Source organism: Gordonia sp. GN26 (genome assembly GCF_054823965.1).
The window spans coordinates 22,778-49,541 of the sequence record NZ_JSYC01000074.1; the positions used below are offsets into that span (position 1 = coordinate 22,778).

Here is a 26,764-nt window from a genome sequence, read left to right on the forward strand (position 1 = left end):
AGGTCCTCCTGGGTTCAGGTGGTGGATGTTCGGCTCTGTAGAACCAACGTTCTGTCCAACCGACCTGTACCCGGATTCATTCCGATCAAACCGCCTGGTGGCGGGGGTTACAAACCTGACGCCGAGTGTCAGCGGCGATACGACACTCTCGTGTCAGCGGCCGCGCATCATGCGAGTCGGCTTCATCCGGGTCGACTCCGGCAGCCAGGTGTTGACGGACCGACGCGCGGTGAGAAGTGCCGCGATCACCAGCAACGCGAACTGCACCCAACTGAGAACGACCATCGTCGACGAGATGTCGGGATAACGGAAGAGGAGGTCGACGCCGACCGGGATGCAGAGGAGATGGACCACCACGGCGGCGAGGAAGAAGTTGCGGCAGTGTCGGCTGTGGTGGGTCACTGCGGCCACCAGGAGCAGGTACTCGATCACCAGGACGACGACGATCATGACCAGCATGAACGGCGGGAAGAACCCGGCCAGCGTCTCGACCTGGTCCTCCGGTGCGGAGTTGGCCGGGTCGGTCACGACCCCCTCGAGAAGGCGCTGCCGCAGGTCGTCGGTGATGGTGCCGAGGTTGAAGAAGCCGTAGATCGCCAAGATCAGCCCGATGACCGCCGCACCCCACCAGACGACGCGGGCGTGGAGTGCCAGGGCCGCCGGCGGGCTGCCCGGGTCGGACGGTCGCGGCGGGTAGAGCGCCGCCTGGTCCCGGTCACGCGACGAGCGTTCCAGCGCGGCGAGATCCTCGGCGTCGAGCTCGGCCTGGGTCGGGATGCGTTCGGGGTCTCGATCGTGGGGGTCCCCCGGCCCGTGCGGATCGTTCATTCCTCGATCCTGCCATCCGGGCCTCGGGAACGGACAGGGCCCGCCGGAGCTCTGCCGGCGGGCCCTGTCGTGTTCTGTTCTGTTCGACTACTTCCGGAACTCGCCGAGGACGAACTCCATGCCGGGCAGGAACGTGCCGAGCATCGGGACCACGTGGTTGACGATCGACTTGGTCAGGATCGGCGGCGTCGGGTCCGTGACGAACCGGACGTCGGCTCCCTGTGCCCGCCAGTCCGCGGCGAGCTGGGCGACCTGACCGTGCGGGATCACGTCGTCGCTGAGGCCACCTTCGAGGAAGACCGGCGCGTTCGGCTTGAGGCGACCGATGCGCTGTTCGCCGACGACCTTCTGCACCTCCGGCGACCGTGCGATCACCGCGGAGAGTGTCTCACCGGTGCGGGTCCAGTTCCTGGTCTGCTGGAAGCCGAAGGCGGGGATGATGTCACCGATGCAGCTCGTCGAGATCTGCTTCAGCGCAGCCTTTCCGGATGCGTTGGTCTCCCGCTTCACGACGTCGGCGACCACCGGGTACCGCTGCGTGAGGCCGTTGACGGCGAAGCCGATGGCGCCGGCGATGGTGCTCCCGTCGATGGCCGGGATGACCTTCTCCAGGTCGGCGGGCGGCGCACCGGCATAACTGGCACGGACGTTCAGTTCCGGTGCATAGGTCGCCGCGAGTTCGGCCGCGGAGGCGGCGGCGCCACCGCCCTGTGAGTAGCCGACGAAACCGACCGGCGCGTCGACCGGGGCACCGGACGCACGCAACGCGGCCCGCGCGCCGTCGAGCATGGCGTGACCGGTCTCCGAGCGGTTCACGTAGGTGTGGATGCCCGGGGTGCCCATGCCGATGTAGTCGGTGACGAAGACCCGCACACCGTTGAGCAGCATGTAGAACATCTCCGGAGCGGTGTAGTTCACGCCGATACTGGGCTTGGTGACATCGACCGACATCGGCAGGCTCATCAGCTTCGACGCCGCGCACTGGTCGCCCTGACCGATGGTGCCCGGGCCGACGACGACGGTCGGGCGCGGACCCTTCCCGGTCCACGGCGCGGTCGGCTCGACGACGGTCCCGGTGACCGCGGCAGGCTTTCCGTCCTGGTAGGTCGAGGTGTACATGACCTTGCGTGCTGTGCCCGGCCACTGATTCGGCGCACCCGGGATCTGGAGGAGCAGCGGGATCTGCTGGCTCCGGATCACCGAGCCGGGATCGGTCGCGAAGGATGCCGGCGGCGTGTAGAAATCGGCCGCACTCGCGTCCGGCGCCGGACTGATCACGGCGGCCGCACAAGCCGCAGCCACCGCACCCGCAATCGTGGTCTTTCGCAGGCGTGACCTGCGGCGCGACCCAACGCTCGTTCCCGACTTCAGCTTCATGGGCGAGTAACCTACCCCACAGTAAGTTGAGTCAGGTGACTGGGTCCTCATTCGCATCGTGACCATCCGCGCCGCCACCGAAAACCGCCCCCGGGATCCGCCCTCCACAGTGGACCCGACGACACCATGTCGCCGGCTCTGCTGGTGAGGGTCGATCCCAGGGGCGGTTCCGAGGGGCGCTTTTCAGCGGGACGCTTCCCAGGGGCGCTTTTCAGCGGAGCGTCAGCCCGGTCAGATCACCACACCGAGGGCCAGCACGACGACCAGACCGCTCACCGACAGCAGGGTCTCCATCATCGACCAGGTCTTGAAGGTCTGGCCGACGGTCATGCCGAAGTACTCCTTGACCAGCCAGAAGCCCGCGTCGTTGACGTGCGACAGGAAGACCGAGCCGGCGCCGATCGCCAGGACTACCAGGGAGACCTCACCCGAGCTCAACCCGTCGACGAGTCCGAGCATCAGCGACGATGCGGTGATGGTCGCGACGGTCGCCGAGCCGGTGGCCAGGCGGATCAACGCCGCGAGCACCCAGGCGAGGACCAAGACCGGGACGTTCGCGCCGGTGGCCCAGTCGGCCAGCAGCGTGCCGATGCCCGTGTCGACGAGAACCTGCTTGAATCCGCCACCGGCAGAGACGATCAGCAGGATGCCCGCGATGGCGGGCAGCGCCGCACCGGTGCACTTCGAGATGGTCTCGCGGTCCATCCCCGAGCCACGGCCCAGGGTGAACATCGCGACGACGACCGCGATCAGCAGGGCGATCAAGGGCGTGCCGAGGATGTCGAGCACGCGGCGCAGGAGCTGGTCCTCGTCGTCGATGAAGATCTCGGCGAGCGCCTTGCCCAGCATCAGGACGACGGGCAGCAGAACGCTGAACATGGTGATACCGAAGGACGGCCGCTTGGTGGTCGGGCCGTCGTCGGGATCGACGTCGAAGGTCGTCGGCGCCTGGACCGTCACCCACTTGCCGGCGAGGGTGCCGAACAGCGGACCCGAGACGATGATCGTCGGGATGGCAACGGCGACACCGAGTGCGAGGGTCAGGCCGAGATCGGCGCCGAGGGCGTCGATCGCCACGAGCGGGCCCGGATGCGGCGGCACGAAGCCGTGCATGGCCGAGAGACCGGCGAGCGCGGGGATGCCGATGGGGATCAGACCCAGGCCCGAGCGTCGGGCAACCAGATAGATGACCGGCATCAGGAGGACGAGGCCGATCTCAAAGAACATCGGCAGACCGATGATCGCGCCGACGAGCGCCATCGCCCACGGCAGCATGCGCGGGGAGGCATGGCCGACGATCGTGTCCACGATCTCGTCGGCACCCCCGGAGTCGGCGAGCAGCTTCGCGAACATCGCACCGAGCGCGATGAGGATGCCCACACCGGCTGCGGTGGAACCGAATCCGGTGGTGAAGGACTCCAGGACCGTCGGGATCGACTCACCCGCGACGATGCCGACCGTGGCACCGCCGCCGACCAGTGCGAGGAACGGATGGACCTTGGCGACCGTGATCGCGACGACGATGACCGCGATACCGGCCAGAGCCGCGACGACGAGCTGCCAACCCGGCGCGACCGGTTCGGGCAGATCCGCACTCGCGGCGAGGATCGTGGTGGTCGACAACATGTTCAGTTCTCCTCGCCGTCGGGGAGCGACGCGACCAGTTCGTCGACGATGGCGTCTACGCTCTGGTCCACGTCGACGGTCAGGCCGCGTTCGTCGGATGTCAGGGGTTCGAGGGTCTCGAACTGGGATCGCAGCAGCGCCGTCGGCATGAAGTGCCCCGGCCGCGATGCCTGCCGGCGGGCGATGACCTCGACCGAGCCGGCGAGGTGCGCGAACAGCACCGACGGCTCGTGCCCGCGGAGACGGTCACGGTACTCGTGCTTGAGCGCGGAGCAGCTCATCACCCCGCCGTCACCGTGTTCGGCCAGCCAGACCCCGATGGACTCCAGCCACGGACGACGGTCGTCGTCGTCGAGCGGTTGACCAGCCGACATCTTGGCGATGTTCTCCGCCGAATGGAAGTCGTCGGCGTCCGCGAACGGAACGCGTAGACGCTGCGCCAACGCGGCTCCCACGGTCGACTTCCCCGACCCGGAAACACCCATAACGACCACCGGTGATCGCATGCCAACTCCTCCACATCGCTGTGCTGCTGATCACGGAGACTGCCTCAATAGTCATACTTATGCAAGTCCCTCTCGTGTTAAGTACGCACATTTGCGTCAGGCGCCGCTAATGAGAAGATGAAATGGTGAGTCGGAGCACAGGTGGGACCACAGAGCGCCATGACGAGACCCTCGCTGCCATCGGCCGGCGCATCGTCTCGGGGACGCAACCGGCGGGCAGCGTTCTGACGCTCGACGCCATCTGCACCGAGCACGGGGTGTCGCGGACCGTGGCGCGCGAGGTGATCAAGGTCCTCGAATCGATGGGACTCGTCGAGTCGCGACGCCGGGTCGGCATCACCATCCAGCCGCGGACCCGGTGGAGCGTCTTCGACCCCCGACTCATCCGGTGGCGTCTCGACGGCGCGGACCGGACGGAGTTCCTCGCGACCCTGTCGGAACTACGACGCGGATTCGAGCCCGTGGCGGCCGCGCTGGCGGCCGAACGCGCCAACGAGCACCACTGCCGCATCCTCGCAGCCGCGGTGTCGGACATGTCGGTTCACGGACGCACCGGCGACCTTCAGTCATACCTGCTGGCGGACAAGGTCTTTCACCGCACCCTGCTCGAGGCGAGTGGCAACGAGATGTTCCGGTCGCTGGCCGACGTCGTCGGCGAGGTCCTGGCCGGCCGAACCCATCACGGGATGATGCCGCCGACCCCGAACCCGGCAGCCATCGCCCTTCACGACGACGTGGCGAGAGCAATACGCCTCCGCGACCCGGAGGCCGCGGAGGCGTCTATGCGCGAGATCATCACCGAGGCGGCGGCTGCCGTCTCCGATGACCCTCCGCTGCCTGAGGTGCGAGCGGAGCGAGCCACGAAGGCTTAGACCAGAAGCTCGGCGATCTGAATCGTGTTGAGCGCAGCACCCTTTCGGAGGTTGTCACCCGAGACGAAGAGCGCGAGGCCGCGGCCGTCCGGAACACCCGGATCCTGACGGATGCGACCCACGAGGGAATTGTCCTTGCCGGCAGCGGCGAGCGGCGTCGGCACGTCGGCGAGCTCGACTCCGGCTGCGGCACCGAGGATCTCCTGGGCGCGAGTCACCGACAGCGGCTCGGCGAATTCCGCGTTGATCGACAGCGAGTGGCCGGTGAACACGGGCACGCGCACGCAGGTTCCGCTGACGAGCAGTTCGGGGAGACCGAGGATCTTGCGCGACTCGTTGCGCAGCTTCTGATCCTCGTCGGTCTCGCCGGTGCCGTCGTCGACGAGCGAACCGGCAAGTGCCACAACGTTGAACGCGATGGGTGCGACGTACTTGTTGGGGGCCGGGAAGTCGACGGCCGAGCCGTCGTGGACCAGCTTCTCGGCGTCACCGGCGACAGCGCGCACCTGCCCGGCGAGTTCCTCGACACCGGCCAGACCACTACCGGAGACCGCCTGGTAGCTCGAGATGATCAGGCGCTGCAGTCCGGCTGCGTCGTGCAGCGGCTTGAGCACCGGCATGGCGGCCATGGTGGTGCAATTGGGGTTGGCGATGATGCCCTTGGGCGGGTTCTTCGCCAGCTCGCCGTTGACCTCCGAGACCACCAGCGGCACATCGGGATCCTTGCGCCACGCCGACGAGTTGTCGATGACGGTGACGCCGGCGGCGGCGAACCGCGGCGCCTGCTCACGGGACATCGTGGCGCCTGCGGAGAAGAGGGCGATGTCGAGACCGGCCGGATCGGCGGTCGCCGCATCCTCCACCACGATCTCCCCGTCGCCCCACGGCAGCTTCTTGCCCGCCGAACGCGGCGACGCGAAGAAACGCACCTCGTCGGCCGGGAAGTTGCGCTCTGCCAGCAGGGTTCGCATGACGGCGCCGACCTGACCGGTCGCGCCGACGACTCCGAGACGTACACCCATGGTTATCGGCCCGTTCCTGCGTAGACGACGGCTTCCTCTTCGCCACCGAGATCGAAGGCGGCGTGCAGTGCGCGCACGGCGTCGTCGAGTTCGGTGTCGCGGCACAGCACCGAGATGCGGATCTCCGAGGTGGAGATCAGCTCGATGTTCACGCCGGCCTCGCTGAGGGCCTCACAGAAGGAGGCGGTGACGCCCGGGTGCGACTTCATGCCGGCACCGACGAGCGAGACCTTGCCGATGTGATCGTCGTACAGCAACTCGGTGAAGCCGATTTCCTCCTGCAGCTTGGTGAGCTTCTCGACACCCAGCGGGCCGAGCTCGCGCGGCAGGGTGAAGGTGATGTCGGTCTTTCCGGTGTCGACCTTCGAGATGTTCTGCAACACCATGTCGATGTTGATCTCGGCGTCGGCGACGGCGCGGAACACCTTGGCGGCGTAGCCCGGCTTGTCGTCGAGACCCACGACGGTGATCTTGGCTTCGCTGCGATCGTGTGCGACGCCGGTGAGAATGGCTTCTTCCACGGGAATGTCCTCCATCGATCCGGTCACCACGGTGCCGGGTTTGGTCGAGTACGACGAGCGCACGTGAACGGGAACGTTGTACCGGCGGGCATATTCCACGCACCGCAGCATCAGGACCTTCGCGCCACACGCCGCGAGTTCGAGCATCTCCTCGAAAGAGACGGTGTCGAGCTTCTTGGCGTCGGAGACGATGCGCGGATCGGCGGAGTACACGCCGTCGACGTCGGTGTAGATCTCGCAGACGTCGGCCTCGAGGGCCGCCGCCAGCGCGACGGCGGTGGTGTCGGAGCCACCGCGTCCGAGGGTGGTGATGTCCTTGGTGTCCTGCGAGACACCCTGGAATCCGGCGACCAGCACGATCTTGCCGTCGTCGAGTGCGCTGCGAACGCGGCCCGGTGTGACGTCGATGATCTTGGCCTTGCCATGAGAGCTCGTCGTGATGACGCCGGCCTGCGAGCCGGTGAACGACTGAGCATGTGCACCAAGCGAACTGATGGCCATCGCCACCAGTGCGTTGGAGATGCGCTCACCCGAGGTCAGGAGCATGTCCATCTCGCGCGCCGGGGGCGCCGGATTGACCTGCTGGGCGAGGTCGAGCAGTTCGTCGGTTGTGTCGCCCATCGCCGAGACGACGACGACAACGTCGTTGCCCTGCTTCTTCGTCTCGACGATGCGCTCGGCAACGCGACGGATGCGTTCGGCCGTTGCGACCGAGGATCCGCCGTACTTCTGCACCACGAGGGCCACGTCGAGTTACCTCCCGCCGGCTCGTGCGCCGGTTCGATAGACGTCAGCTTGCTTCGGACAACCTTACCGGGCAGGAGGGTGCAGGCCTGACCTGGTCACCGGCATTCTGTGATCCGACGCACACGGCACGTCGCCTGTGGTCGCCGGCGACAACCTAGGATTCCACGGGTGGCCACCCCAACCGATGTCGACGATCCGGGCCGTCCTGATCCCGATCCGGGCACCGGCGGAGTCGACGGCAGGCCGATCTCCCCGGGCGGTTCGACACCGGTTCGGCGCCCCGCCGACCCGCGGCCTCCGTTCGCCGACGTGGTCCGCCGGTACCGCTGGTGCATCGACGCCCTTGTCGTCTATCTCGTCATCCGCGCGATCGGCATTCTCACGCTCGCACGGTTCGCGGACCTGCGCGACACGACGCTCGGCAAGGCCCTCACCGTGTGGGACGGGCAGTGGATGCTGGCGATCGCCACCCACGGATACGACGGAGTGCCCGCGAGCCTGACCGACGCGCGCGGAATCCACACCTCCGACACCGCATTCGCTTTCTTCCCCGGCTACCCGTACCTGGTCGGGTACCTCGCGAAGCTGCCCGGCGTGACGCCGTTCGGTGCGGCGCTGACCCTCAATCTCGTCCTCGGATGCATCGCCGCGATCGGCGCGGCCCGCCTCGGCATGGTCTGTGCGCGGCTGATGTCGCGGTGCTCCCCCATCGGCCCCGCCCCCGAACGCGCCACCGGGCTGTTCCTGGTGGTGCTGTTCGCGGCGACGCCGATGTCGATCGTACTCAACATGGCCTACACCGAGGCCATGTTCTGCGCCCTCGCGACGTGGGCACTCGTCGGAATCCTGGAGAAGCGATGGCTGCTGGCCGGGGTGATGGCCGGCCTCTGCGGCTTCTGCCGGCCGACCGCCGCCGTCATCATCGGCGTGGTCATCCTCGCCGCGATCGTGTTCCTGTGGACCGGCCGCAGCTCCACCGAGGTGACCGGCGCGGACCGTGTGCGCGCCGCCGCGGCGATCGCGCTCAGTCCTCTGGGCTATCTCACCTATCTGGGCGTCGTGTGGGCCCACACCGGTTCGCCGACTGGATGGTTCCGCATCCAGACCGACGGTTGGGACACCGAGTTCGACTGGGGCGTCGCCGCATTCAACTTCGTCAACGAACAGCTGGTGAACTCCGCAGAGGTCGCTCCGACTGCGACGTCGTGGATCGTCCTGAGCACCCTCGTGATGCTCGCCGTGGCGGTGTGGGCGCGTCTGCCGTGGCCGGTGCTGTTGTTCGGTTCACTGCTCGTCGCCCAGATCGTGCTGTCGAGCGGGCTGATGATGAGCAGGCCGCGACTCCTGTTGCCCGCCTTCGTTCTTCTCATCCCCCTCGCGATGACCCTCGCCCGGGCGCGGCCGGCGGTCGCCGGCCTCGTCGTCGTGCCGATCGTCGTCGGCAGTTCATGGTTCGGCGCGCACATGCTGACGGTGTTCCCGCACGCCATGTGACCGCAAGCCAAGCGGCCCGATCCGCTTCGGGCCCGGTGTCTCAGTGCGCTGCAGCGACGAAACCCGCGCAGAGGTAGCCGATTCCGGCGTCGAGCCGGGCGCGTGGGTCCAACAGGTGTGCGGCGTCGGGACGTCCGGCGAGGCGGGCGAGGTGTTCGGGCACCGCGACATCGGAGCGTCCGGCGATCACGTCGGACAGCCGGACCGACGACACCTCGGACTCGCCCCGGACCTGATCGTCGATCAGCTGGTCGCCGACCGCCATCAGTGCGACGCCGTGGACGAAACTCCACACGGTCAGCGCCATGTCGGTGGCGCGTTCGATGCCGACCCCGAGTTCGAGGAAACCCGCGGACAGCCAGTCGAGGCATTCCAGTGAGGCCTCGCCGTAGCTGAGGCGGGGTGACGAGTAGGCCAGCACCACCCATGGGTGCCGCTGGTACAGCTCCCAGTCGACGTCGACGGCGATCCGGACCCGCTCCTGCCACGACGGCGCGTCCTCATACGGGTAGGGATAGCGCTGCGTGACCTCTTCGGACATCGCCAGCAGCAGCGCCTCCTTGTCTGCGACGTGCCGGTACAGCGACATCGCCCCGACCCCGAGCTCGTCGGCCACTCGCCGCATCGAGAGACCGTTGAGTCCCCGGGCGTCGGCGATCCGGATCGCGGCGTCGACGATGACCGCCGGCGACAACTTGGTCGTGCCAGATGTCACCTGCTCGTCCTTCCGCTCACGACCGGGAATAATTGGATTGCGTACAGCGTACTCACCTGGCGTACGCTTTCCCGCGTACACCGTACGCAATCCACCAGCGAAACCATCGAGGAGCACATCGTGTCCACCCGTCTCGGCACGTCTGATCGGCAGCTTCCGGGTACTGCCGACCGACGAACCTGGCTGGGACTCGCGGTGCTCACGCTGCCCGTGTTCCTGGTGTCGATGGACGTGTCCGTCCTCTACCTCGCGATCCCCTCGATCACCGACGCCCTCGCACCGTCGGCGGCCCAGCAGCTGTGGATCCTCGACATCTACGGGTTCCTGATCGCCGGCCTGTTGATCACGATGGGCAACCTCGGCGATCGCATCGGACGACGCCGCATCCTGCTCGCCGGAGCCGCGGTCTTCGGCGGGGCGTCGATCCTCGCCGCCTTCGCGCCTACCGCCGGGATCCTGATCGCCGCGCGCGCCCTGATGGGTGTCGGCGGGGCGACGCTGATGCCGTCGAGCCTGTCGCTGATCGCCAACATGTTCTCCGACGATCGTGAGCGCGGTCGCGCCATCGGCGTGTGGACGGCTGCCTTCGCCGGCGGCGCCGCGGTCGGCCCGGTCATCGGCGGCGTGCTTCTGCACCACTTCTGGTGGGGCTCGGCCTTTCTCATCAACGTGCCGGTGCTGGCCGCCCTCCTCATCCTCGGCCCCCGGCTCATCCCCGAGTACAAGGCGCCCTCGACCGCACGGTTCGACGTCCTCGGCGTCGTGCTGTCGATGGCCGGCATCCTGCCCGTCGTCTATGCGATCAAGACCCTCGCGAGCGACGGCGCCGACGCGGGCGTCATCGTCATCGGACTCGCGGGTCTGGCGCTTCTCGCCGGATTCGTGGTGCAGCAACGTCAGTCCGCGGCCCCGCTCCTCGACCTCAAGCTCTTTCGGAACGCGCACTACGTGGGTGCGATCTCCGTGGCCCTCGTCGGCATGATGGCCCTGGGCGGCATGTCCTACCTGACCGGCGTCTACCTGCAGTCGGTGATGGGTCACGACGTCCTCGCCGCGGCTGTGGCCGGACTCCCGATGGCCATCGCGGTGGCGGTGTTCTCGATCGGCGCCTCCCGGATCGCGACGATGGTCGGCACCCGTGCCGCATTCCTCGGCTCGATCGTGCTGGCGGCAGCGGGCAACTTCGGACTGCTCGCACTGACCACGTCGTCGCCGATCTGGGTCTACCTCGTCTTCACGTTCATCGCCGGCATCGGCTACGGCATCCAGTTCAGCCTGGTGTCGGTCGTCGTGGTGGGCGCGGTCCCGCCGGACCGGTCGGGCTCGGCATCGGGCATCTCGGAGACGAGCTTCGAGCTTGGCAACGCCCTCGGCCTCGCTCTGTTCGGTTCACTCGCCACACTGGTGTTCCGCGGACATCGCGACGGCTGGTCATTCGGCGACACACTCGGTGAGACGCTGCATCGCGCCCTGGAGATGGGCGTCCAGGGAGACGGCCTCGCGGCCGCGGCCCGGCAGTCCTACGTCGACGGCATGCACGCGGCGTCCCTGGCGATCGGGATCTCGATGACCGTTCTCGGCATCGGGGTGTTCTTCGCGATGCGCAAGCCGCTGCAGCCCTGGACCGCAGATGCCGTGACCGCAGATGCCCGGACCGACACCGACGACTCCGAGGCACCGGCGCCACTACCCTCGACCGAGTGCATGAACTGATCGAAGGACGGTGGAGCGCGCGGGGGTACGACCCCGCCGCCACCATCTCCGTCGCGAACCTCACGACCATCGTCGACGCCGGACGATGGGCCCCCACCTGGGGACGCATGCAGCCGGTCCGGTTTCTCGTCGGCCGACGCGGTGACGCGACCTTCGAGACCCTCACCGGCGTCCTGACCCGTGGAAACGCCGGCTGGGCGCCGAGGGCGGCCGCGCTGGTCCTGGTGTGCACCACCGATCGGCCGGCCGATCCGAAGGAACACACCTACGCGGCGGTCGACGTGGGTCTCGCGGTGTCGCAGATGATCCTGCAGGCCGAGGCGCTCGGCTTCAACGGGCATCCGATGGCCGGCTTCGATGCCGCCGCCGCTACCGAGGCCTTCGACATCCCCGCCGGCCAGAGACCCCTCGTCCTGCTGGGGATCGGCACGCTCGCCGAGGACACCGCGTCGTTGCCCGAGGACATCCGCGAGCGTGACGAACGCCCGCGGACCCGCCTTCCGCTGGACGAGGTCGCGTTCGCCGGGCAGTGGGGACGACCCGCATTCACCACACCCGAGACGTGAAACGTCCCCGCCGCGACCGATGATCGCGACGGGGACGTCGTCGTCGGGAGGCGTGTATCCGTCTCCGACGTCAGCCGACGAGCTCGGGCTCCTGCTCGATCCGCTCGACCTCGGCACGCATGGCCTTGTCCTTGGTCTCCACGATCAGGATCGTGCAGACCACGCTGATCGCGGACAGGCCTGCCAGCAGGACACCCACCCAGATCGCGCCGGGTCCGGCGATCAGCGGGGCGGCGATCAGCGGCGGGATGGCTCCGCCGAAGATCCCGGCGAGGTTGTAGCCCATGCCGGCACCGGTGTAGCGGTAGCGCGCCTCGAACAGTTCGGGGAGCAGCGCACCCGCCGGACCGTAGGCGATGCCGAAGATCAGCAGGGTGCCGATCAGTCCGACGACGAAGGCAAAGCCGCCACCGATCTCGAGGATCGGGAACAGGACCAGCGCCCACGGGATGGCGATGATGCACGAGGTCAGGATGACCCGGCGTCGACCGACCCGATCGGACCACATGGCCGACGCGGCGGTTGACAGACCGAAGACGATCGCGGCGACCATGCCCGCGCTGAGGACGAAGGTGCGGGACAGGTCGAGGCTCTTGGTTCCGTAGTTCGTCAGGAACGCCGTGCCCATGTAGAAGAGCGAGAACAGGCTCGCCAGCGCACCGCCGGCGATGAGGATCTCCTTCCACTGGTAACGGAAGGCGTCCATGAAGGGCAGTGCGGGACCATCCGACTTCTCGGCTTCGAGCGCCTTGCGACGCTGCGCTTCCTGGAATACCGGGGTCTCGGCGACGGCGAGCCGCACCCAGAGGCCGACGGCGACGAGAGCGAACGACAGGATGAAGGGGATGCGCCAGCCGTAGTCGAGGAAGGCCGAGCTGGTCTCGCCGAGGGTCAGCGAGGCGATGAGGAAGGTCAGACTCGACAGGAAGAAGGCGAACGCCGGTCCCAGCTGCGGGAACATGGCGTACAGACCCCGCTTGCCGGGGGGTGCGTATTCGGCCGTGAGCAGCGTGGCGCCGGCCCACTCACCGCCCACGGCGAAGCCCTGCAGGAATCGCAGGACGACGAGGGCTATGGGGGCCGCGATCCCGATCCCCGATTCGGCGATGCCGAAGACGCCGGTCTCGTATCCCGGGAGGAGTCCGATCGCCACGGTCGCGATGCCCATGATCAGCAGCGTCCAGACGAGGGTCCGCTTTCGACCGATCCGGTCACCGAAGTGCCCGAACAGCATGGCGCCGACCGGACGTGCGAAGAACGCCACGGCGAAGGTCGCGAAGGATGCGATCGTGCCGGTCACCTCGTCGGCTGCCGGGAAGAACACCGTCGGGAAGACCAGCGCGGCCGCGGTTCCGTAGATGAAGAAGTCGTAGAACTCGATGGTCGTGCCGATGGAGCTGGCGGCCGCGACGCGTCGGAGGCTGGTGGGCTTCGCGTCGGGCGGCGTCTGGGGGTCCGGCGGTAAGTCAGCGCGAGGCGGATCGGCGGGGATCGTGGTCACTGGCGTCGTCCTTCTGTGCAGGCGGCCGCGTCGTGGTTGAGCGGCTCTGTCGAAGACCGGGCACGAAGCCCGTACACCTCACCCGGCACGGGAATGAGTTCCGTCACTCGCCGCGGCGGGTGAGACGCATGTCATAGCTTCGACGCGACTGCCGATACCCGGCACCCCCCGAAGAGGGGGTCAGGCCACGATGGCCGTCGCCTCGATCTCGACCAGCACCTCCGGCTCGTACAGCGCCTGCACCCCGATGAGCGTGGCCGGCGGCATCGGTGTGGGTAGTCCGACCTCGTCGGCCACGGCCTCGATCCCGGCCATGAAGTCCCCGATCTTCGCCGGTTCCCAGTCCGTCACGTACACCGTCAGACGCACGACGTCACCGAAATCCGCGCCCGCACCGTGCAATCCGCGGGCGACGTTCCGCAACGCCTGGGCGACCTGCCCGGCGAGGTCGGCCGGGATCGGTGTGCCGTCACCGGTGTGCGCGACCTGCCCGGCGAGGTACAGGTGTCGGGTACCGATCCCCACGGCGACGTGGTGGTACGGGGCGTCGGGCAGCATGCCTTCGGGGCTGGAGAGCGTGACGGTCATCGGTTCCTCCTGGTAGGTGCAAGTATCGTTTGTATACTTGGTGCCGTTCGGTTACTTCAACGAAACCAGGTCTCATGCCCGATACCCCTGCACCCACACCGCCCTCGTCGAGGGCCGACCACGAACTGAGGATCGACGCCGCGTCCCGCGAGTTGCTGGGGCAGGTTCTCGACAAGTGGTCCCTGAGCGTGCTCAACGAACTGTGCGAGGCGCCATCTCGGTTCAACGACCTACGCCGCGCCATTCCGGCGGTGTCGCAGAAGTCGCTCACCAGCACGCTGCGCCGCCTCGAACGCAACGGCATCGTCGAACGCCGGATGCTCAGCACCCGGCCGGTCTCGGTCGAGTACCGGATCACGCCGTTGGGCAAGACCGTTCGCGAACCGATCGACGGACTCCTGTCATGGGCGGCAACACATCTGCCGGCGATCGACGCCGCCCGACAACGGTTCGACGACGAGGTCCTCGGCCCGGGCGACGAGCCCTGATCACACCCCCGCCTCCCGACCGGCGACAGCACAGGAATACGCTGTCACCTGCACCTTTGGTCTCGATAGCACCGAGGAGTACAGTCGAGCGCATGCAGCGTGCACTCCTTCTCGGTTGCCGCGGCGGGGTCTGACACGACCGGCCCTCCGTCGCGGGGCCCAATCACGCGCCGGTCACTTTCCTTCCAGACACGGAGAATGACCACCCATGGCACCAGCAGACACCTTCACTTCCGGCGCCAGCCGAATCGTCGAGCCGAACGGCCCGATTCCCGCCGACCAGCCCGTATGGAATCCGCAGCGCAATTCCGCTATGCCGGTTCACCGCTACCGTCAGTTCGCCGACGAGGTCGAGACGATCTCGCTGCCCGACCGCACCTGGCCCGACAAGGTCATCACCAAGGCCCCGCTGTGGTGCGCCGTCGACCTGCGTGACGGCAACCAGGCATTGATCGACCCGATGAGCCCGGCACGCAAGCGTCGCATGTTCGACCTGCTGGTCCGCATGGGCTACAAGGAGATCGAGGTCGGCTTCCCCTCGGCGAGCCAGACCGACTACGACTTCGTCCGCGAGATCATCGAGGACAACGCGATCCCCGCCGACGTCACCATCCAGGTGCTGACGCAGTGCCGTGAGGAACTGATCGAGCGCACCTTCGACGCCTGCCGGGGTGCCGCGAACGTCATCGTGCACTTCTACAACTCCACCTCGGTGCTGCAGCGCCGCGTGGTCTTCCGTGCCGACAAGCCGGCCATCATCAAGATCGCCACCGACGCCGCCCACAAGGTGCTCGAGGTGGAGAAGAACTACCCCGACACCAACTGGCGCTACGAGTATTCACCGGAGTCCTACACGGGCACCGAGCTGAGCTTCGCGAAGGAGGTCGTCGACGCGGTCACCGAGATCATCGCGCCCACCCCCGAGAAGCCGATGATCGTCAACCTGCCGGCGACCGTCGAGATGGCCACGCCGAACGTCTACGCCGACTCGATCGAGTGGATGCACCGCAACCTGGCCCGTCGCGACTCGATCATCCTGAGCCTGCACCCCCACAACGACCGTGGAACCGGTGTCGCCGCAGCCGAACTGGGCTACCAGGCCGGCGCCGACCGCATCGAGGGCTGCCTGTTCGGCAACGGTGAGCGCACCGGCAATGTCTGCCTGGTGACCCTGGGCATGAACATGTTCAGCCGCGGCGTCGACCCGCAGATCAGCTTCTCCGACATCGACGAGATCCGTCGCACCGTCGAGTACTGCAACCAGCTGAACGTCCCCGAGCGCCACCCGTACGGCGGCGACCTGGTCTTCACCGCCTTCTCCGGCAGCCACCAGGACGCCATCAACAAGGGCCTGGACCAGATGAAGTACGACGCCGACGACGCCGACTCCGATGTCGACGACATCGTCTGGGCCGTACCGTATCTGCCGATCGACCCGAAGGACGTCGGCCGCAGCTACGAGGCCGTCATCCGCGTGAACAGCCAGTCCGGCAAGGGCGGCGTCGCCTACATCATGAAGGCCGACCACGGCCTGGTGCTGCCGCGTCGCCTGCAGATCGAGTTCAGCCGCGAGATCCAGAAGATCACCGACGGCGAGGGCGGCGAGGTCAATCCCAAGGAGATGTACGACGTCTTCGCGGAGAACTACCTGCAGCCGATCTGGCCGCTGGAGCGCATGCGCCAGAAGGTCGACGCGGCCGAGGTCGACGGCGGGGAGGACCACATCACCGCCGTGGTGAAGATCGAGGGCAACGAGCGCGAGATCACCGGCTCGGGCAACGGCCCGCTGGCCGCCTTCGTCGACGCCCTGAGCACCGTCGGCTACGACGTCCGCGTCCTGGACTACACCGAGCACGCACTGACCGCCGGCGGCGACGCCAGCGCGGCGGCGTATGTCGAGACCGAGGTCAACGGCGAAACCGTGTGGGGTGTCGGCGTGGCGTCGTCGATCACCACCGCGAGCCTGCGTGCCGTGGTCTCCGCGGTCAACCGCGCCTACCGCGTCACCTCGACCCCGCCCGCCGAGGCCGAGGCCGCCCCGCGCACCTGGGCCCCGTAGAGGCTCTCGGGTAACCGACAATCGAATACATCTCCGGCTGATGGGCCGGGACCACGTCGACGGGTGATCCTCGTCCGGGTCCCGGCCCATTGCGCATCTTCGTGCCAGTCCCCCGCGAAACACGGCACAACGCCGACATACCTCCCGGCGGGTTCTTGGATACGGTTGCCGCATGGGAGCCACGACAACCCGGGAGTTGTATCTGGAGACCGGCCTGGCCGTCCTCGCCGATTCCGGTTACAGCGCGTTGAAGCTGTCCGAGGTGTGCAACCGGCTCGGGGTGACCAGCGGCTCGTTCTATCACTTCTTCAAGAACTGGTCGGACTACACCACTCAGCTGATCGACCACTGGTTGGACTCGCGCACCCAGGTGGAAGTCGCTGCCGTGCAGTCCGAACCCGACCCGCTGCGCCGGATGGTCGAGCTCATCGAGTTCGCGGTGGCCCTCCCCCACAGCGCCGAAGCCGCGATCCGCACGTGGGCCGCGATGGACCCGGACGTCGGCAAGGTCCAGCAGGCCGCCGACCGTTCCCGATACGACGTGGTCTTCGACATCGCCATGGAGCTCCTCGACGACCGGGTCGCCGCCCATCGGTATTCGAGCTGGGCCAATTTCATCCTCACCGGATATGAGCAGACCACTCTTCCCGAGGACCGCGAAGCCCTGCGCTGGGCGGCCGAACAGTTCATCACGTCCCTGGCGGATGCGGCCCGGAACCGGGGTGAGCGGCAGGTCGTGACGACGGACGGACGACCCCAGACCCCGGTGGACGCCCACGACTGATCTGGCGTACCGGCATCCCGCACCCTCGGGCGGGAACAATCCGGACCGTGGTTTCATTTACCGATCATGAAGAAGATCGGTTTCCTGTCGTTCGGTCACTGGTCGGAGTCGCCCGGATCGCAGGTCCGCACGGCCGCCGACACATTGCTGCAGTCGATCGAACTCGCCGTGGCGGCCGAGGAACTGGGCGCCGACGGCGCGTACTTCCGGGTGCATCACTTCGCGCGGCAGCTGGCGTCTCCGTTCCCGCTGCTGTCGGCGATCGGCGCCAAGACCAGCCGCATCGAGATCGGCACCGGTGTCATCGACATGCGCTACGAGAACCCGCTGTACATGGCCGAGGACGCCGGCGCAGCCGACCTCATCGCCGGCGGGCGTCTGCAGCTCGGTATCAGCCGTGGATCCCCCGAGCAGGTCATCGAGGGCTACAAGTACTTCGGCTATGTCCCGCCGGAGGGTTCCACCGACGCCGACATGGCCCGCCAGCACACCGAGGTGTTCCTCCGCGTCATCGAGGGTGGCGGCTTCGCCCGCCCCAACCCGCGACCCATGTTCCCGAACCCGCCGGGCCTGTTGCCCATCGAGCCGCAGTCGCCCGGTCTCCGCGACCGCATCTGGTGGGGTGCCGGTACCCGCGCGACCGCGGAATGGACTGCGCAGCAGGGCATGAACCTGATGTCGTCGACGCTGCTGACCGAGGACACCGGCGTCCCGTTCCACCAGCTCCAGGCCGAGCAGATCCACCGCTTTCGCAAGGCCTGGGCCGACGCCGGTCACCCACATGAGCCACGGGTCTCGGTGAGCCGCAGCATCTTCGCACTCGTCGACGACCGCGATCGGGCCTACTTCGGCCGCGGTGGCGACGAGTCCGATCAGGTCGGCGTCATCGACAACAGCGTCGCCCGGTTCGGCCGCAGCTACGCCGACGAGCCGGACAAGCTCATCGAGCAGCTGCGCGAGGACGAGGCGATCGCCGCGGCCGACACCCTGCTGCTGACCGTGCCCAACCAGCTCGGGGTCGAGTACAACGCACACGTCATCGAGTCGATCCTCACCCACGTGGCGCCCGCACTCGGTTGGCGCTGAGTTCGGCCATCGGCGAATTCGCCACGCGAACGACCGCACTCCCATAACGTCACGAGCGATCCCGTCCCCATCCCGAGGAGTACTCACCCATGTCCGAAGTGATCGTCGTCGCCACCATCTCGCCGAAGCCCGGCGAGGAGCAGGCCGTCCGCGACGCGGTGCTGGCCGCCATCCCCGAGGTGCACGGCGAGCCCGGGTGCGGCAAGTACGCACTGCACGAGGCCACCGGCGACTCGACCGACCTGGTCATGATCGAGCGCTGGGAGTCTTTCGAGGCGCTGGCCACCCACGGCGGCGCACCGGCGCTGACCGAGCTCGGCAAGAAGATCGGGCCGCTGCTGGCCGGCCCTCTCGACGTGAAGACGTTCTCCCCCGTTCCCGCAGGTGACGCCGACAAGGGCGCGGTCTGACCTGGTGAACCGTCGACGCCCCCGCTCCGTATTCGACGGGGCGGGGGCGTCGTCTCTAGTCAATTCCCGCCGCGCCTGTTGATTCGCCGGACGGGCGCGTGCTACACCTGTATAACGATCGTTAGATAAAGTGATGGGCGCCATGCTGGGTCCGCACCGGTTCGCGACACCCCACGGGGAGGAAACCTCTATGCCCGATGCCACGATCACCGAACGTGTCTGACTCAGCGAAAGCCGCTGCCGGAAAACGGTTCACGGTCGACACCGAAGGATTGGACTGGCGACGGCGCGAGCCGGTACCGCTGCCGACGACCCTCGTCGCAGCGAAGCGCGCGTTCTACGAGCGCGGGTTCCACGGAACCTCGATCCGCGACATCGCGTCGCGCGCCGGGGTGTCCCTGCCGACCCTCTACTACCACCACGACAACAAGCTCGGCATCCTCGTGGAGTTGCTCGAAGCGGCGATGACGTCGGTCCTCGCCTGGGTCGGAGCGGCGATCGAGGAAGGGCGCACGCCGAGCGAGAAGCTGTCGAACGCGATCGAGTCCATCGTTCTGCACATGACCAGCGATCTCGAGCTGGCAAGTGTCGCAAGCGAGTTCCGCCATCTCGACCCGGAGGACCCGCGCCGCGAGCCCTACATCGCGATGCGGACCGAGACCGAGAACATGCTCGCCGATGTCATCCAGGCAGGCCTGGACTCGGGCGAGTTCCGATTCGACCAGGACGTCAAGGACGTCCTGCGCTATCTGTTCGGCGCCTGCCAGGCGGTCACCACCTGGTACCGCCCGTCCGGTGCTCGCACACCCGCCGAGGTCGCGGCGTCCTACGCCTCGATCGCACTGCGGGTCGTGGGTGCACAGGACACGAACAACAACGACTGACACAACGAGTTACGGTCCACGAAAGGGAGAAAATCCATGAAGCGCAAGATCTTCGAAGACGAGCACGAGGCCCTGCGGGAAACCGCGCGCAACTTCCTGATCCGCGAGTGCGGTCCGTACAACGAGGAATGGACCAAGGCCGGTCAGGTCGACCGTGAGATCTTCAAGAAGGCCGGCGACGCGGGCCTGCTGGGCTTCAACATCCCGGAGGAGTACGGCGGCGGCGGCGCCATGGACGACTTCCGCTTCAACGCGGTCGTCGTCGAGGAGTTCGCCAAGTTCGACGGCGCAGCTCCCGGCCTGAGCCTCCAGAACGACGTCGTCGCACCGTACTTCGTCCACCTGGCCAACGACGAGCAGAAGAAGCGCTGGATGCCGGGCATCGCCACCGGTGAGACGATCCTCGCCGTCGCGATGACCGAGCCGGGTGCCGGATCGGACCTCGCCGGCATCAAGACCTCGGCGAAGCTGGAGGGCGATCACTACGTCCTCAACGGCAACAAGACCTTCATCTCGTCGGGCATCAACTCCGACCTCGTCGTGGTCGTGTGCCGCACCAACCCGGACCCCGCGGCCGGCCACAAGGCGTTCTCGCTGCTGGTCGTCGAGCGTGGCATGGAGGGTTTCGAGCGCGGTCGCAAGCTCGACAAGATGGGCCTCAAGGCGCAGGACACCGCCGAGCTGCACTTCAACAACGTGCGCGTCCCGGTCGAGAATCTGCTCGGCCAGGAGGGCATGGGCTTCTACCACCTCATGCAGAACCTGCCGTCCGAGCGTCTGTCGATCGGCATCGGCGCGATCGCCGGTGCACGCGCGATCTTCGAGGAGACCCTGCAGTACACCAAGGACCGCAAGGCATTCGGTCGTCCCATCGGCACCTTCCAGGCGAACCGCTTCACGCTCGCCGAGATGGCCACCGAGCTCGACATCGCCGAGGTCTACATCGACCGCTGCCTCCAGGGTGTGCTCGACGGTGAACTCGACGCCATCGACGCCTCCAAGAACAAGTGGTGGTGCACCGAGCTCGCCAAGCGCGTCATCGACAGCTGCCTGCAGCTGCACGGCGGCTACGGCTACATGAACGAGTACCGCGTGGCCCGCGCCTACACCGATGCCCGCATCCAGACGATCTTCGGTGGCACCACCGAGATCATGAAGGACATCGTCGGCAAGAGCCTGGGCGTCTGATCCCGAAATCGAACCACAAGGCCGGTGGGTCACGCGAAATGCGTGGCCCACCGGCCTTTTTCGTTCACTGACCGTGATCGGCGCCCACGGCCGTCAGGTGTTCGACGACCTGCTGGACCGCCGATCGGGACCGTGGCCGCGCCAACGCCTCGTACACCCGAGCCGCCCGGACCCCTTTGAGTTCCAGACGTTTCACCTCCGGATGACGGACGGCGAACCGCGGCATCAGTGCGATCCCGTGACCGCCGGCGACGAGCGCCTCGATGGTGGTGAAGTCCAGCATGCGTTGGGTGACCCGGGGCGCGACCCCGGTCACCGCCGAGATCGACTGCAGCACATCGTCGACCGGGAATCCTCCCTCGACGCTGATCCAATCATGTTCGGCGAGTTCGGAGACCGCCACCTCGTCCGTCTCGGCGAGCGGACTGTCGACGGGGACGATCACGTCGACCGGTTCGCGCATCAGCTCGGCGACCCACACGCGCGACTGGTTGACCGCGGGTGTCCGCTCGTCCCGGTGGGTGACGACGACGTCGAAATCCGCGAGAGCAGGGGCGGCGTCGGAGTATCCGACGTCGAGATGGAAGGCGTGCACTTCGATCCCGGATTCGGCGGCCCGATCGAGCACGGTCGGCAGCAACAGCGTCGACCCCGACGGGAACATCGCGAGCCGCACCCGCGCCCGGCCCGACCGATACGACGCCATCTCCTCCTGCGCTCGTTCGACCGCGGCGATCACCTCGTCGGCGCGCAGGACCAGCGCGCGACCCGCCTCGGTCAGCCTGATGCGCCGGCCCTCGGGTTCGAACAGCGGCACACCGGCCTCGTCGGCCAGGACCTTCAGCTGCTGCGACACCGCCGACGGTGTCATGTGCATCGCGTCGGCGACCGCGCCGATCGACTCACGGTCGGCGAACTCACGCAACAACCGCAGCCGACGGACCTCCATGCGCCAAAGGTACCGACAAACCGGGCCCTACAAGGAATGTCTCCACCCCCGTATCCGTTGTGCGGATCATGGCAACACAAGACGTGACCCTGGAAACCTTCCAACCCACCATCGAGGCCGACGGCATCGTGCTGCTCGACTTCTGGGCGAGCTGGTGCGGCCCGTGCCGCATGTTCGGCCCCGTCTTCGAGAAGGCCTCCGAGACCCACTCCGACATCTTCTTCGGCAAGATCGACACCGAGGCGGAGCAGCAGCTCGCCGGGAGCCTTGGCATCCAGTCGATTCCGACGCTGATGGCCTTCCGTGACGGCATTCTCGTGTTCAACCAGCCGGGTGCGCTCCCCGCCGCACAGCTCGAGGAGCTCATCGGCGCGGTCGAGGCACTCGACATGGACGACGTCCGGGCGAAGGTCGCCGCCGCACAGCAGTGAACCGCTGATGCGCGCACAGGAAGGATTGTTCAGTAGATCTGAACAATCCTTCCGTTTAAATTCGATTGTTCTTCATCACGGCGACTCGGACGATGGTGACCATGTCGATTCGTGACCGGTTGCTCGCCCTCTGTGTCGTGTTCTTGTGGGGACTGAACTTCGTGGCGATCCACTACGGTCTCGAACACTTCCCACCGTTCTTCCTGGCTGCGTTGCGTTTCGCCGTGATGGCGATCCCGGTCATCCTGTTCGTGCGTTTTCCGAAGGTCCGACTCAAGTGGTTCTTCGTCTACGTGGCGGGGTTCGGGTCTGTGCAGTTCATGTTCCTGTTCCTCGCGATGAGCCTGGGGATGCCGGCCGGACTCGCATCGCTCGTCTTGCAGACGTCGGCGCCCTTCACGGTGATCCTCGGCGTGCTGTTCCTGCGTGAGCGGATGACGGTCGCCCAGGTGGTGGGCCTGCTCGTCGCCGTCGGCGGCATGGGCCTGATCGCCTTCGACCGGGCCACCGGCAGCGACATCGGTGTGGCCGCACTCCTCCCGATCGGACTCACCATCCTCGGTGGCCTCAGCTGGGCGATCGGCAACATCGGCGGCCGGCTGGCGCAGCCCGACGACTCGTTCCGCATGACGATGTGGATGGCCGTCGTCGCGACTCCGCCGCTCTATCTCGCGAGTCTGATCATCGAGGGACCGTCTGCGGGCTTCGACGCACTGATGACGATCGGCACGGACACCGGGCTGCGTGCGCTCGGCGGACTCGTCTACCTGGCCGCGCTGGGGACGCTCGTCGGCGCGGGCCTGTGGACCGTGCTCCTCAGCCGCAACGACGCGAGCCGGGTGTCGCCGATGTCGCTGCTGGTGCCCGTCGTGGGCATCAGCGCGTCGTTCGTCTTCCTCGGCGAGGTCCCGACGGTCGGCGAGATCGTCGGTGCGGTGATCGTCGTCAGCGGCTGCGCCGTCGGCGTGATGGCCCGGCCGCAGTCACGCAGACGCCGGCGGCTTGCGGCGGAGGCTGCAGCAACAAGCACAGCAACCACCGGTACAGCCACCCCAGGCCCCACCACGAACACGGCGTCGGCAGCCGACGACGACCTGACGTGCGCCGCAACAGCTGCCCGCGAGCGCTAGCCGGCGATCTCCTCCTGGCCCGCCGACGACGCCTCGTCGAGGGCTCTCCGGACCTCCGCACACATCCGGTCGACCGCCGCGCGGGCTCCGGAGCTGATGAGGGTCATGTTGATGAACCCGTGGATCATCGACCCCTCCCGACGCAGCGTGACCGGAACCCCCGCCTCTTCGAGCCGCTTGGCGTAGGCAAGGCCTTCGTCACGCAACGGGTCGAAGCCGGCGACGACGACGTGCGCCGGCGGCAGTCCGCTGAGATCGTCGGCGAGCAGCGGCGAACAGCGCGGGTCCTTGCGCTGCCCGACGTCGGGCACGTAACGATCGTTGAACCACTCGATGCCGTCCGCGGTCAGGAAGAAGCCGGTCGCGAACTCACGCCGTGACGCCGTGTCCGCGGTGGCGTCGGTGACCGGGTAGATCAGCAGCTGGAAGACCGGCGTGATCGGCTCGTCGCGGACGAGTCGTGCGACCACGGTCGCCAGGTTGCCGCCCGCGCTGTCACCGGCGACGACGATCCGCTCGGGGTCGAGACCCCACCGCGGTGCCACGTCGACGGCGAAGTGCCACGCCGCGACGGCGTCGTCGACTCCGGCCGGGAACGGGTGCTCGGGTGCGAGCCGGTACTCGACCGACAGGACGTCCAGTCCGGTGCCGTGGGCGAGCCGGCGCACGAAGGTGTCGTGGCTGATGCGGCTGCCCGTGACGAAGCCACCGCCGTGGTAGTAGACGATCAGCCCGTCCGACCGGGTCGACGAGCGATACCGCGTGGCCGGGATCGGGCCGTCCGGGCTGTCGATGACCAGGTCCTCCTCGACCGCCATGGGCGGCAGGTTCTCCGCCATCGACGCGCCGCTCTCGTCGGTCGCGAAGCGTGACCGGGCAACCTCGCCCGCGAACGGGTTGAGGCCGGGGACGTGCTGGTTGGCCCAGCCGATCGCGGCGAGTTCGGGCGCCACGCGTTCACCGTCGGAGTTCACCGGCGCCCGCCGACCGAGGACCGACATCGCGGCGTCGGGAATCTTTCCCGCGGCGATCAGCACGCCGCGCTGGATTCGTGCGGGCAGGGACAGGCTCAGATGGGTGTCACGGCTCACAGTCGCCGAGCCTACTTGCTGGTCGGCGGTCGGCACGAGCAACCCGCAGATCGACGCTGTGGAACACTCGTGGCCATGCCCGACCGCCCATCGTCCGCCGGATCCGCATCTCGCACGAGCACCCGTGTGCCCGCCCGCACCTCGGTCGCGTTGGCCGCGGCTGCTGCGGCTCGCTGGGCCTCGCGCACCGCGGGACGCGGCAAGGGTTCGATGATCGGCGGACTCGTCGCCGCCAAGATCGATCCCGACATCATGCGCCGGCTCGCCGCCGGCAAACGCTCCGCGATCATCACCGGCACCAACGGCAAGTCGACGACCACCCGGATGACCGCCGCGGCGATGGCCGAACTCGGCGAGGTCGCCACGCAGGCCGACGGCGCCAACATGGACGCCGGCATCATCGCGACCCTCACCCTCAGCCGCAATGCGCCGCTGTGCGCGCTCGAGGTCGACGAACTCCACGTGCCGCATGTCAGCGATGCGGTCGATCCCGAGGTGTTGGTCCTGCTGAACCTGTCGCGCGATCAGCTCGACCGGGTCGGCGAGATCAACATGATCGAGCGCAGGCTCCGCGAGGGCATCGCCCGTCACCCGTCGACCACCGTGATCGCGAACTGCGACGACGTGCTGGTCACCTCGGCCGCCTTCGACGCTCCCGACGTGGTGTGGGTGGCCGCGGGCGCGAGCTGGGTCGGCGACTCGGTGAGCTGTCCCCGCACCGGCGAGCCGATCGTGCGGTCCGCGGACGGCTGGCAGTCGACCGGCGACGAGAACTTCCGTCGGCCCACCCCCGACTGGTGGTTCGACGACGAGAACATCTACGGCCCGAACGGCTTCTCCGCCCCGCTGACCCTGGCCGTCCCCGGCCGGGCCAACCGCGGCAACGCGGCGCAGGCGGTGGCCGCCGCGGTCGCGATGGGCGCCGACCCGGGCAAGGCCGTCGCCGCGGTCGGGACGGTCGGCGAGGTCGCCGGCCGCTACGGCGTCCACCAGATCGGCAACCACTCCGTCCGTACGCTTCTCGCGAAGAACCCGGCCGGTTGGCAGGAGGCCCTGTCGATGATCGACCAGGACGCCGACGGACTGGTCATCGCGGTCAACGGACAGGTCCCCGACGGCGAGGACCTCTCCTGGCTGTGGGACGTGCGATTCGAGGCCTTCGAGACCATGCAGGTGGTCGCCGCCGGTGAGCGGGCGGCCGACCTGTCGGTGCGCCTGCTCTACGCGGGTGCCGAGCACACCACGGTCCCCGACCCGATGGCGGCGATCGCCTCGTGTCCGCCGGGACGCGTCGAGGTGCTCGCCAACTACACCGCGTTCCGCGATCTGGGGATCGCCATGGAACGCGCGGCACGTGCACGGAAGGCCGAACAGTGAGCGAGTCGACACTGCGGATCGGGCTGGTCCTGCCCGACGTCATGGGTACTTACGGCGACGGCGGCAACGCCCTCGTCCTCAAGCGTCGCGCCCTCATGCGCGGCATCGACGCCGAGGTCGTGCACATCACGCTCGACGACCCGGTACCGGATTCCCTCGACGTCTACACCCTCGGCGGCGCCGAGGACTACGCCCAGCGTCTGGCCACCCGCCACCTGACCCGCTACCCCGGTCTTCAGCAGGCCGCCGCGGCGGGACGCCCGGTTCTCGCGATCTGCGCGGCCATCCAGGTGCTCGGCCACTGGTACGAGACCTCCGCCGGTGAGCGGGTCGACGGCATCTCGCTGTTCGACCTGACCACCGCACCGCAGGAGACGCGCAGCATCGGCGAGCTGGTCACCGAACCGACCCTCGCCGCACTCACCCAGCCGCTCACCGGTTTCGAGAACCACCGCGGCGGAACCACATTGGGCTCCGATGCCAAGCCGCTCGGGCGGGTGAAGCACGGCATCGGCAACGGCGTCGGCGACGGCACCGAGGGCGTCGTGCAGGGCAGCGTGATCGGCACCTACATGCACGGTCCGGCGCTGGCCCGGAACCCCGAACTCGCCGACCACCTCCTCGCCACCGCGATGGGCGTCGAATCGCTTGCGCCGCTCGACCTCCCGGAGGTCAATCGGTTGCGTAAAGAACGCCTCGCCGCCGGGCGTCGGCGCTGACACCACCTGACCTCGACACGGTCCTCGGGTAGCCCCTCGAACTTACTCGGCCGGCAAAGGAATCCGCTGGTTGAGCAGGCGACGAGCGCAGC

Annotated in this window: 26 protein-coding genes; 15 read left to right on the forward strand and 11 right to left on the reverse strand. The window is 67.7% G+C overall.

The window, feature by feature from the left end:
- Positions 1-153 precede the first annotated feature (153 nt).
- The 4 genes from OK17_RS15670 to OK17_RS15685 all read right to left on the reverse strand — a co-directional run bounded on the left by OK17_RS15670 (position 154) and on the right by OK17_RS15685 (position 4,337).
- A complete protein-coding gene (locus tag OK17_RS15670; protein WP_232715665.1) occupies positions 154-828 on the reverse strand; it encodes a hypothetical protein in 675 nt (224 codons plus the stop codon).
- 87 nt (positions 829-915) lie between these two features.
- Positions 916-2,205, reverse strand: a complete 1,290-nt coding sequence (locus OK17_RS15675) for a lipase family protein (protein ID WP_461417993.1) — start codon at positions 2,203-2,205, stop codon at positions 916-918.
- Between the two features lie 231 nt (positions 2,206-2,436).
- Positions 2,437-3,831: a GntP family permease gene (locus OK17_RS15680; RefSeq protein WP_232715667.1), complete on the reverse strand. Its 1,395-nt coding sequence runs from the start codon at positions 3,829-3,831 to the stop codon at positions 2,437-2,439.
- Between the two features lie 2 nt (positions 3,832-3,833).
- Positions 3,834-4,337: a gluconokinase gene (locus OK17_RS15685; protein ID WP_232715668.1), complete on the reverse strand. Its 504-nt coding sequence runs from the start codon at positions 4,335-4,337 to the stop codon at positions 3,834-3,836.
- A 122-nt stretch (positions 4,338-4,459) separates the two neighbouring features.
- Between OK17_RS15685 and OK17_RS15690 the strand changes: the two genes are divergently transcribed.
- Positions 4,460-5,209 (forward strand): FadR/GntR family transcriptional regulator, encoded by a 750-nt coding sequence (locus OK17_RS15690; RefSeq protein WP_461417994.1) that lies wholly within the window; start codon positions 4,460-4,462, stop codon positions 5,207-5,209.
- Here the strand turns inward: OK17_RS15690 and OK17_RS15695 are convergent.
- Entirely contained in the window at positions 5,206-6,231 is a 1,026-nt protein-coding gene (locus tag OK17_RS15695) for an aspartate-semialdehyde dehydrogenase (RefSeq protein WP_232715670.1), read from the reverse strand. The two genes, OK17_RS15690 and OK17_RS15695, sit on opposite strands and share 4 nt — an antisense overlap.
- A 2-nt stretch (positions 6,232-6,233) precedes the next feature.
- Positions 6,234-7,499: an aspartate kinase gene (locus OK17_RS15700; RefSeq protein ID WP_461417996.1), complete on the reverse strand. Its 1,266-nt coding sequence runs from the start codon at positions 7,497-7,499 to the stop codon at positions 6,234-6,236.
- A 168-nt stretch (positions 7,500-7,667) separates the two neighbouring features.
- Here OK17_RS15700 and OK17_RS15705 point away from each other — a divergent pair, with 168 nt between their 5' ends.
- On the forward strand, positions 7,668-8,993 hold the full coding sequence (locus OK17_RS15705; protein ID WP_232715671.1) for a hypothetical protein: 1,326 nt from the start codon (positions 7,668-7,670) through the stop codon (positions 8,991-8,993).
- A gap of 40 nt (positions 8,994-9,033) precedes the next feature.
- On the opposite strand, the gene OK17_RS15710 is transcribed toward OK17_RS15705, so the two are convergent.
- Positions 9,034-9,708 carry a TetR/AcrR family transcriptional regulator gene (locus OK17_RS15710; protein WP_461417998.1) on the reverse strand — a complete coding sequence of 225 codons (675 nt, stop codon included), beginning with the start codon at positions 9,706-9,708 and terminating at the stop codon, positions 9,034-9,036.
- 120 nt (positions 9,709-9,828) lie between these two features.
- Here OK17_RS15710 and OK17_RS15715 point away from each other — a divergent pair, with 120 nt between their 5' ends.
- Positions 9,829-11,421 carry an MFS transporter gene (locus OK17_RS15715; RefSeq protein ID WP_461417999.1) on the forward strand — a complete coding sequence of 531 codons (1,593 nt, stop codon included), beginning with the start codon at positions 9,829-9,831 and terminating at the stop codon, positions 11,419-11,421.
- Complete coding sequence (locus OK17_RS15720) at positions 11,409-11,987, forward strand: nitroreductase family protein (protein ID WP_461418000.1); 579 nt, start codon at positions 11,409-11,411, stop codon at positions 11,985-11,987. The genes OK17_RS15715 and OK17_RS15720 overlap by 13 nt, the downstream gene beginning before the upstream one ends.
- A 70-nt stretch (positions 11,988-12,057) precedes the next feature.
- Here OK17_RS15720 and OK17_RS15725 read toward each other — a convergent pair whose 3' ends face one another.
- A complete protein-coding gene (locus OK17_RS15725) occupies positions 12,058-13,488 on the reverse strand; it encodes an MFS transporter (protein WP_232715675.1) in 1,431 nt (476 codons plus the stop codon).
- A 180-nt stretch (positions 13,489-13,668) separates the two neighbouring features.
- Positions 13,669-14,076 carry a RidA family protein gene (locus tag OK17_RS15730; RefSeq protein ID WP_232715676.1) on the reverse strand — a complete coding sequence of 136 codons (408 nt, stop codon included), beginning with the start codon at positions 14,074-14,076 and terminating at the stop codon, positions 13,669-13,671.
- A gap of 74 nt (positions 14,077-14,150) precedes the next feature.
- On the opposite strand from OK17_RS15730, the gene OK17_RS15735 reads away from it, so the two are divergent.
- The 7 genes from OK17_RS15735 to OK17_RS15765 all read left to right on the forward strand — a co-directional run bounded on the left by OK17_RS15735 (position 14,151) and on the right by OK17_RS15765 (position 20,975).
- Positions 14,151-14,564, forward strand: a complete 414-nt coding sequence (locus tag OK17_RS15735) for a winged helix-turn-helix transcriptional regulator (RefSeq protein ID WP_461418001.1) — start codon at positions 14,151-14,153, stop codon at positions 14,562-14,564.
- A gap of 208 nt (positions 14,565-14,772) precedes the next feature.
- On the forward strand, positions 14,773-16,623 hold the full coding sequence (gene leuA / locus OK17_RS15740; RefSeq protein WP_461418002.1) for a 2-isopropylmalate synthase: 1,851 nt from the start codon (positions 14,773-14,775) through the stop codon (positions 16,621-16,623).
- A gap of 172 nt (positions 16,624-16,795) precedes the next feature.
- Complete coding sequence (locus OK17_RS15745) at positions 16,796-17,407, forward strand: TetR/AcrR family transcriptional regulator (RefSeq protein WP_461418003.1); 612 nt, start codon at positions 16,796-16,798, stop codon at positions 17,405-17,407.
- Positions 17,408-17,473: 66 nt separating this feature from the next.
- Complete coding sequence (locus tag OK17_RS15750; protein WP_461418004.1) at positions 17,474-18,493, forward strand: LLM class flavin-dependent oxidoreductase; 1,020 nt, start codon at positions 17,474-17,476, stop codon at positions 18,491-18,493.
- An 89-nt stretch (positions 18,494-18,582) separates the two neighbouring features.
- Positions 18,583-18,903: a putative quinol monooxygenase gene (locus tag OK17_RS15755; RefSeq protein WP_461418005.1), complete on the forward strand. Its 321-nt coding sequence runs from the start codon at positions 18,583-18,585 to the stop codon at positions 18,901-18,903.
- 215 nt (positions 18,904-19,118) lie between these two features.
- A complete protein-coding gene (locus tag OK17_RS15760; protein ID WP_006866554.1) occupies positions 19,119-19,787 on the forward strand; it encodes a TetR/AcrR family transcriptional regulator in 669 nt (222 codons plus the stop codon).
- Between the two features lie 36 nt (positions 19,788-19,823).
- Positions 19,824-20,975: an acyl-CoA dehydrogenase family protein gene (locus OK17_RS15765; protein WP_006358975.1), complete on the forward strand. Its 1,152-nt coding sequence runs from the start codon at positions 19,824-19,826 to the stop codon at positions 20,973-20,975.
- Between the two features lie 64 nt (positions 20,976-21,039).
- Here OK17_RS15765 and OK17_RS15770 read toward each other — a convergent pair whose 3' ends face one another.
- A complete protein-coding gene (locus tag OK17_RS15770; protein WP_461418006.1) occupies positions 21,040-21,924 on the reverse strand; it encodes a LysR family transcriptional regulator in 885 nt (294 codons plus the stop codon).
- A 68-nt stretch (positions 21,925-21,992) separates the two neighbouring features.
- Between OK17_RS15770 and trxA the strand changes: the two genes are divergently transcribed.
- Positions 21,993-22,355, forward strand: coding sequence for a thioredoxin (trxA, locus tag OK17_RS15775; RefSeq protein WP_232715683.1), 363 nt, complete (start codon positions 21,993-21,995; stop codon positions 22,353-22,355).
- Between the two features lie 101 nt (positions 22,356-22,456).
- The gene (locus OK17_RS15780; protein WP_461418007.1) at positions 22,457-23,485 is read left to right on the forward strand and encodes an EamA family transporter; all 1,029 of its coding nucleotides are present in this window, start codon (positions 22,457-22,459) and stop codon (positions 23,483-23,485) included.
- Here OK17_RS15780 and OK17_RS15785 read toward each other — a convergent pair.
- Complete coding sequence (locus tag OK17_RS15785) at positions 23,482-24,576, reverse strand: alpha/beta hydrolase (protein ID WP_461418008.1); 1,095 nt, start codon at positions 24,574-24,576, stop codon at positions 23,482-23,484. The two genes, OK17_RS15780 and OK17_RS15785, sit on opposite strands and share 4 nt — an antisense overlap.
- Before the next feature lie 75 nt (positions 24,577-24,651).
- On the opposite strand from OK17_RS15785, the gene OK17_RS15790 reads away from it, so the two are divergent.
- On the forward strand, positions 24,652-25,953 hold the full coding sequence (locus OK17_RS15790; protein WP_232715686.1) for a Mur ligase family protein: 1,302 nt from the start codon (positions 24,652-24,654) through the stop codon (positions 25,951-25,953).
- On the forward strand, positions 25,950-26,672 hold the full coding sequence (locus OK17_RS15795; protein WP_232715687.1) for a type 1 glutamine amidotransferase: 723 nt from the start codon (positions 25,950-25,952) through the stop codon (positions 26,670-26,672). The genes OK17_RS15790 and OK17_RS15795 overlap by 4 nt, the downstream gene beginning before the upstream one ends.
- The last annotated feature ends 92 nt before the right edge of the window (positions 26,673-26,764 follow it).

Bases quoted from the DNA above. Each gene is read 5' to 3' on its own strand.
- OK17_RS15670 (WP_232715665.1), bottom strand. From the start codon at position 828: ATGAACGATCCGCACGGGCCGGGGGACCCCCACGATCGAGACCCCGAA.
- OK17_RS15675 (WP_461417993.1), bottom strand. From the start codon at position 2,205: ATGAAGCTGAAGTCGGGAACGAGCGTTGGGTCGCGCCGCAGGTCACGC.
- OK17_RS15680 (WP_232715667.1), bottom strand. From the start codon at position 3,831: ATGTTGTCGACCACCACGATCCTCGCCGCGAGTGCGGATCTGCCCGAA.
- OK17_RS15685 (WP_232715668.1), bottom strand. From the start codon at position 4,337: ATGCGATCACCGGTGGTCGTTATGGGTGTTTCCGGGTCGGGGAAGTCG.
- OK17_RS15690 (WP_461417994.1), top strand. From the start codon at position 4,460: ATGGTGAGTCGGAGCACAGGTGGGACCACAGAGCGCCATGACGAGACC.
- OK17_RS15695 (WP_232715670.1), bottom strand. From the start codon at position 6,231: ATGGGTGTACGTCTCGGAGTCGTCGGCGCGACCGGTCAGGTCGGCGCC.
- OK17_RS15730 (WP_232715676.1), bottom strand. From the start codon at position 14,076: ATGACCGTCACGCTCTCCAGCCCCGAAGGCATGCTGCCCGACGCCCCG.
- OK17_RS15735 (WP_461418001.1), top strand. From the start codon at position 14,151: ATGCCCGATACCCCTGCACCCACACCGCCCTCGTCGAGGGCCGACCAC.
- leuA (WP_461418002.1), top strand. From the start codon at position 14,773: ATGGCACCAGCAGACACCTTCACTTCCGGCGCCAGCCGAATCGTCGAG.
- OK17_RS15745 (WP_461418003.1), top strand. From the start codon at position 16,796: ATGGGAGCCACGACAACCCGGGAGTTGTATCTGGAGACCGGCCTGGCC.
- OK17_RS15750 (WP_461418004.1), top strand. From the start codon at position 17,474: ATGAAGAAGATCGGTTTCCTGTCGTTCGGTCACTGGTCGGAGTCGCCC.
- OK17_RS15755 (WP_461418005.1), top strand. From the start codon at position 18,583: ATGTCCGAAGTGATCGTCGTCGCCACCATCTCGCCGAAGCCCGGCGAG.
- OK17_RS15765 (WP_006358975.1), top strand. From the start codon at position 19,824: ATGAAGCGCAAGATCTTCGAAGACGAGCACGAGGCCCTGCGGGAAACC.
- OK17_RS15770 (WP_461418006.1), bottom strand. From the start codon at position 21,924: ATGGAGGTCCGTCGGCTGCGGTTGTTGCGTGAGTTCGCCGACCGTGAG.
- trxA (WP_232715683.1), top strand. From the start codon at position 21,993: ATGGCAACACAAGACGTGACCCTGGAAACCTTCCAACCCACCATCGAG.
- OK17_RS15780 (WP_461418007.1), top strand. From the start codon at position 22,457: ATGTCGATTCGTGACCGGTTGCTCGCCCTCTGTGTCGTGTTCTTGTGG.
- OK17_RS15790 (WP_232715686.1), top strand. From the start codon at position 24,652: ATGCCCGACCGCCCATCGTCCGCCGGATCCGCATCTCGCACGAGCACC.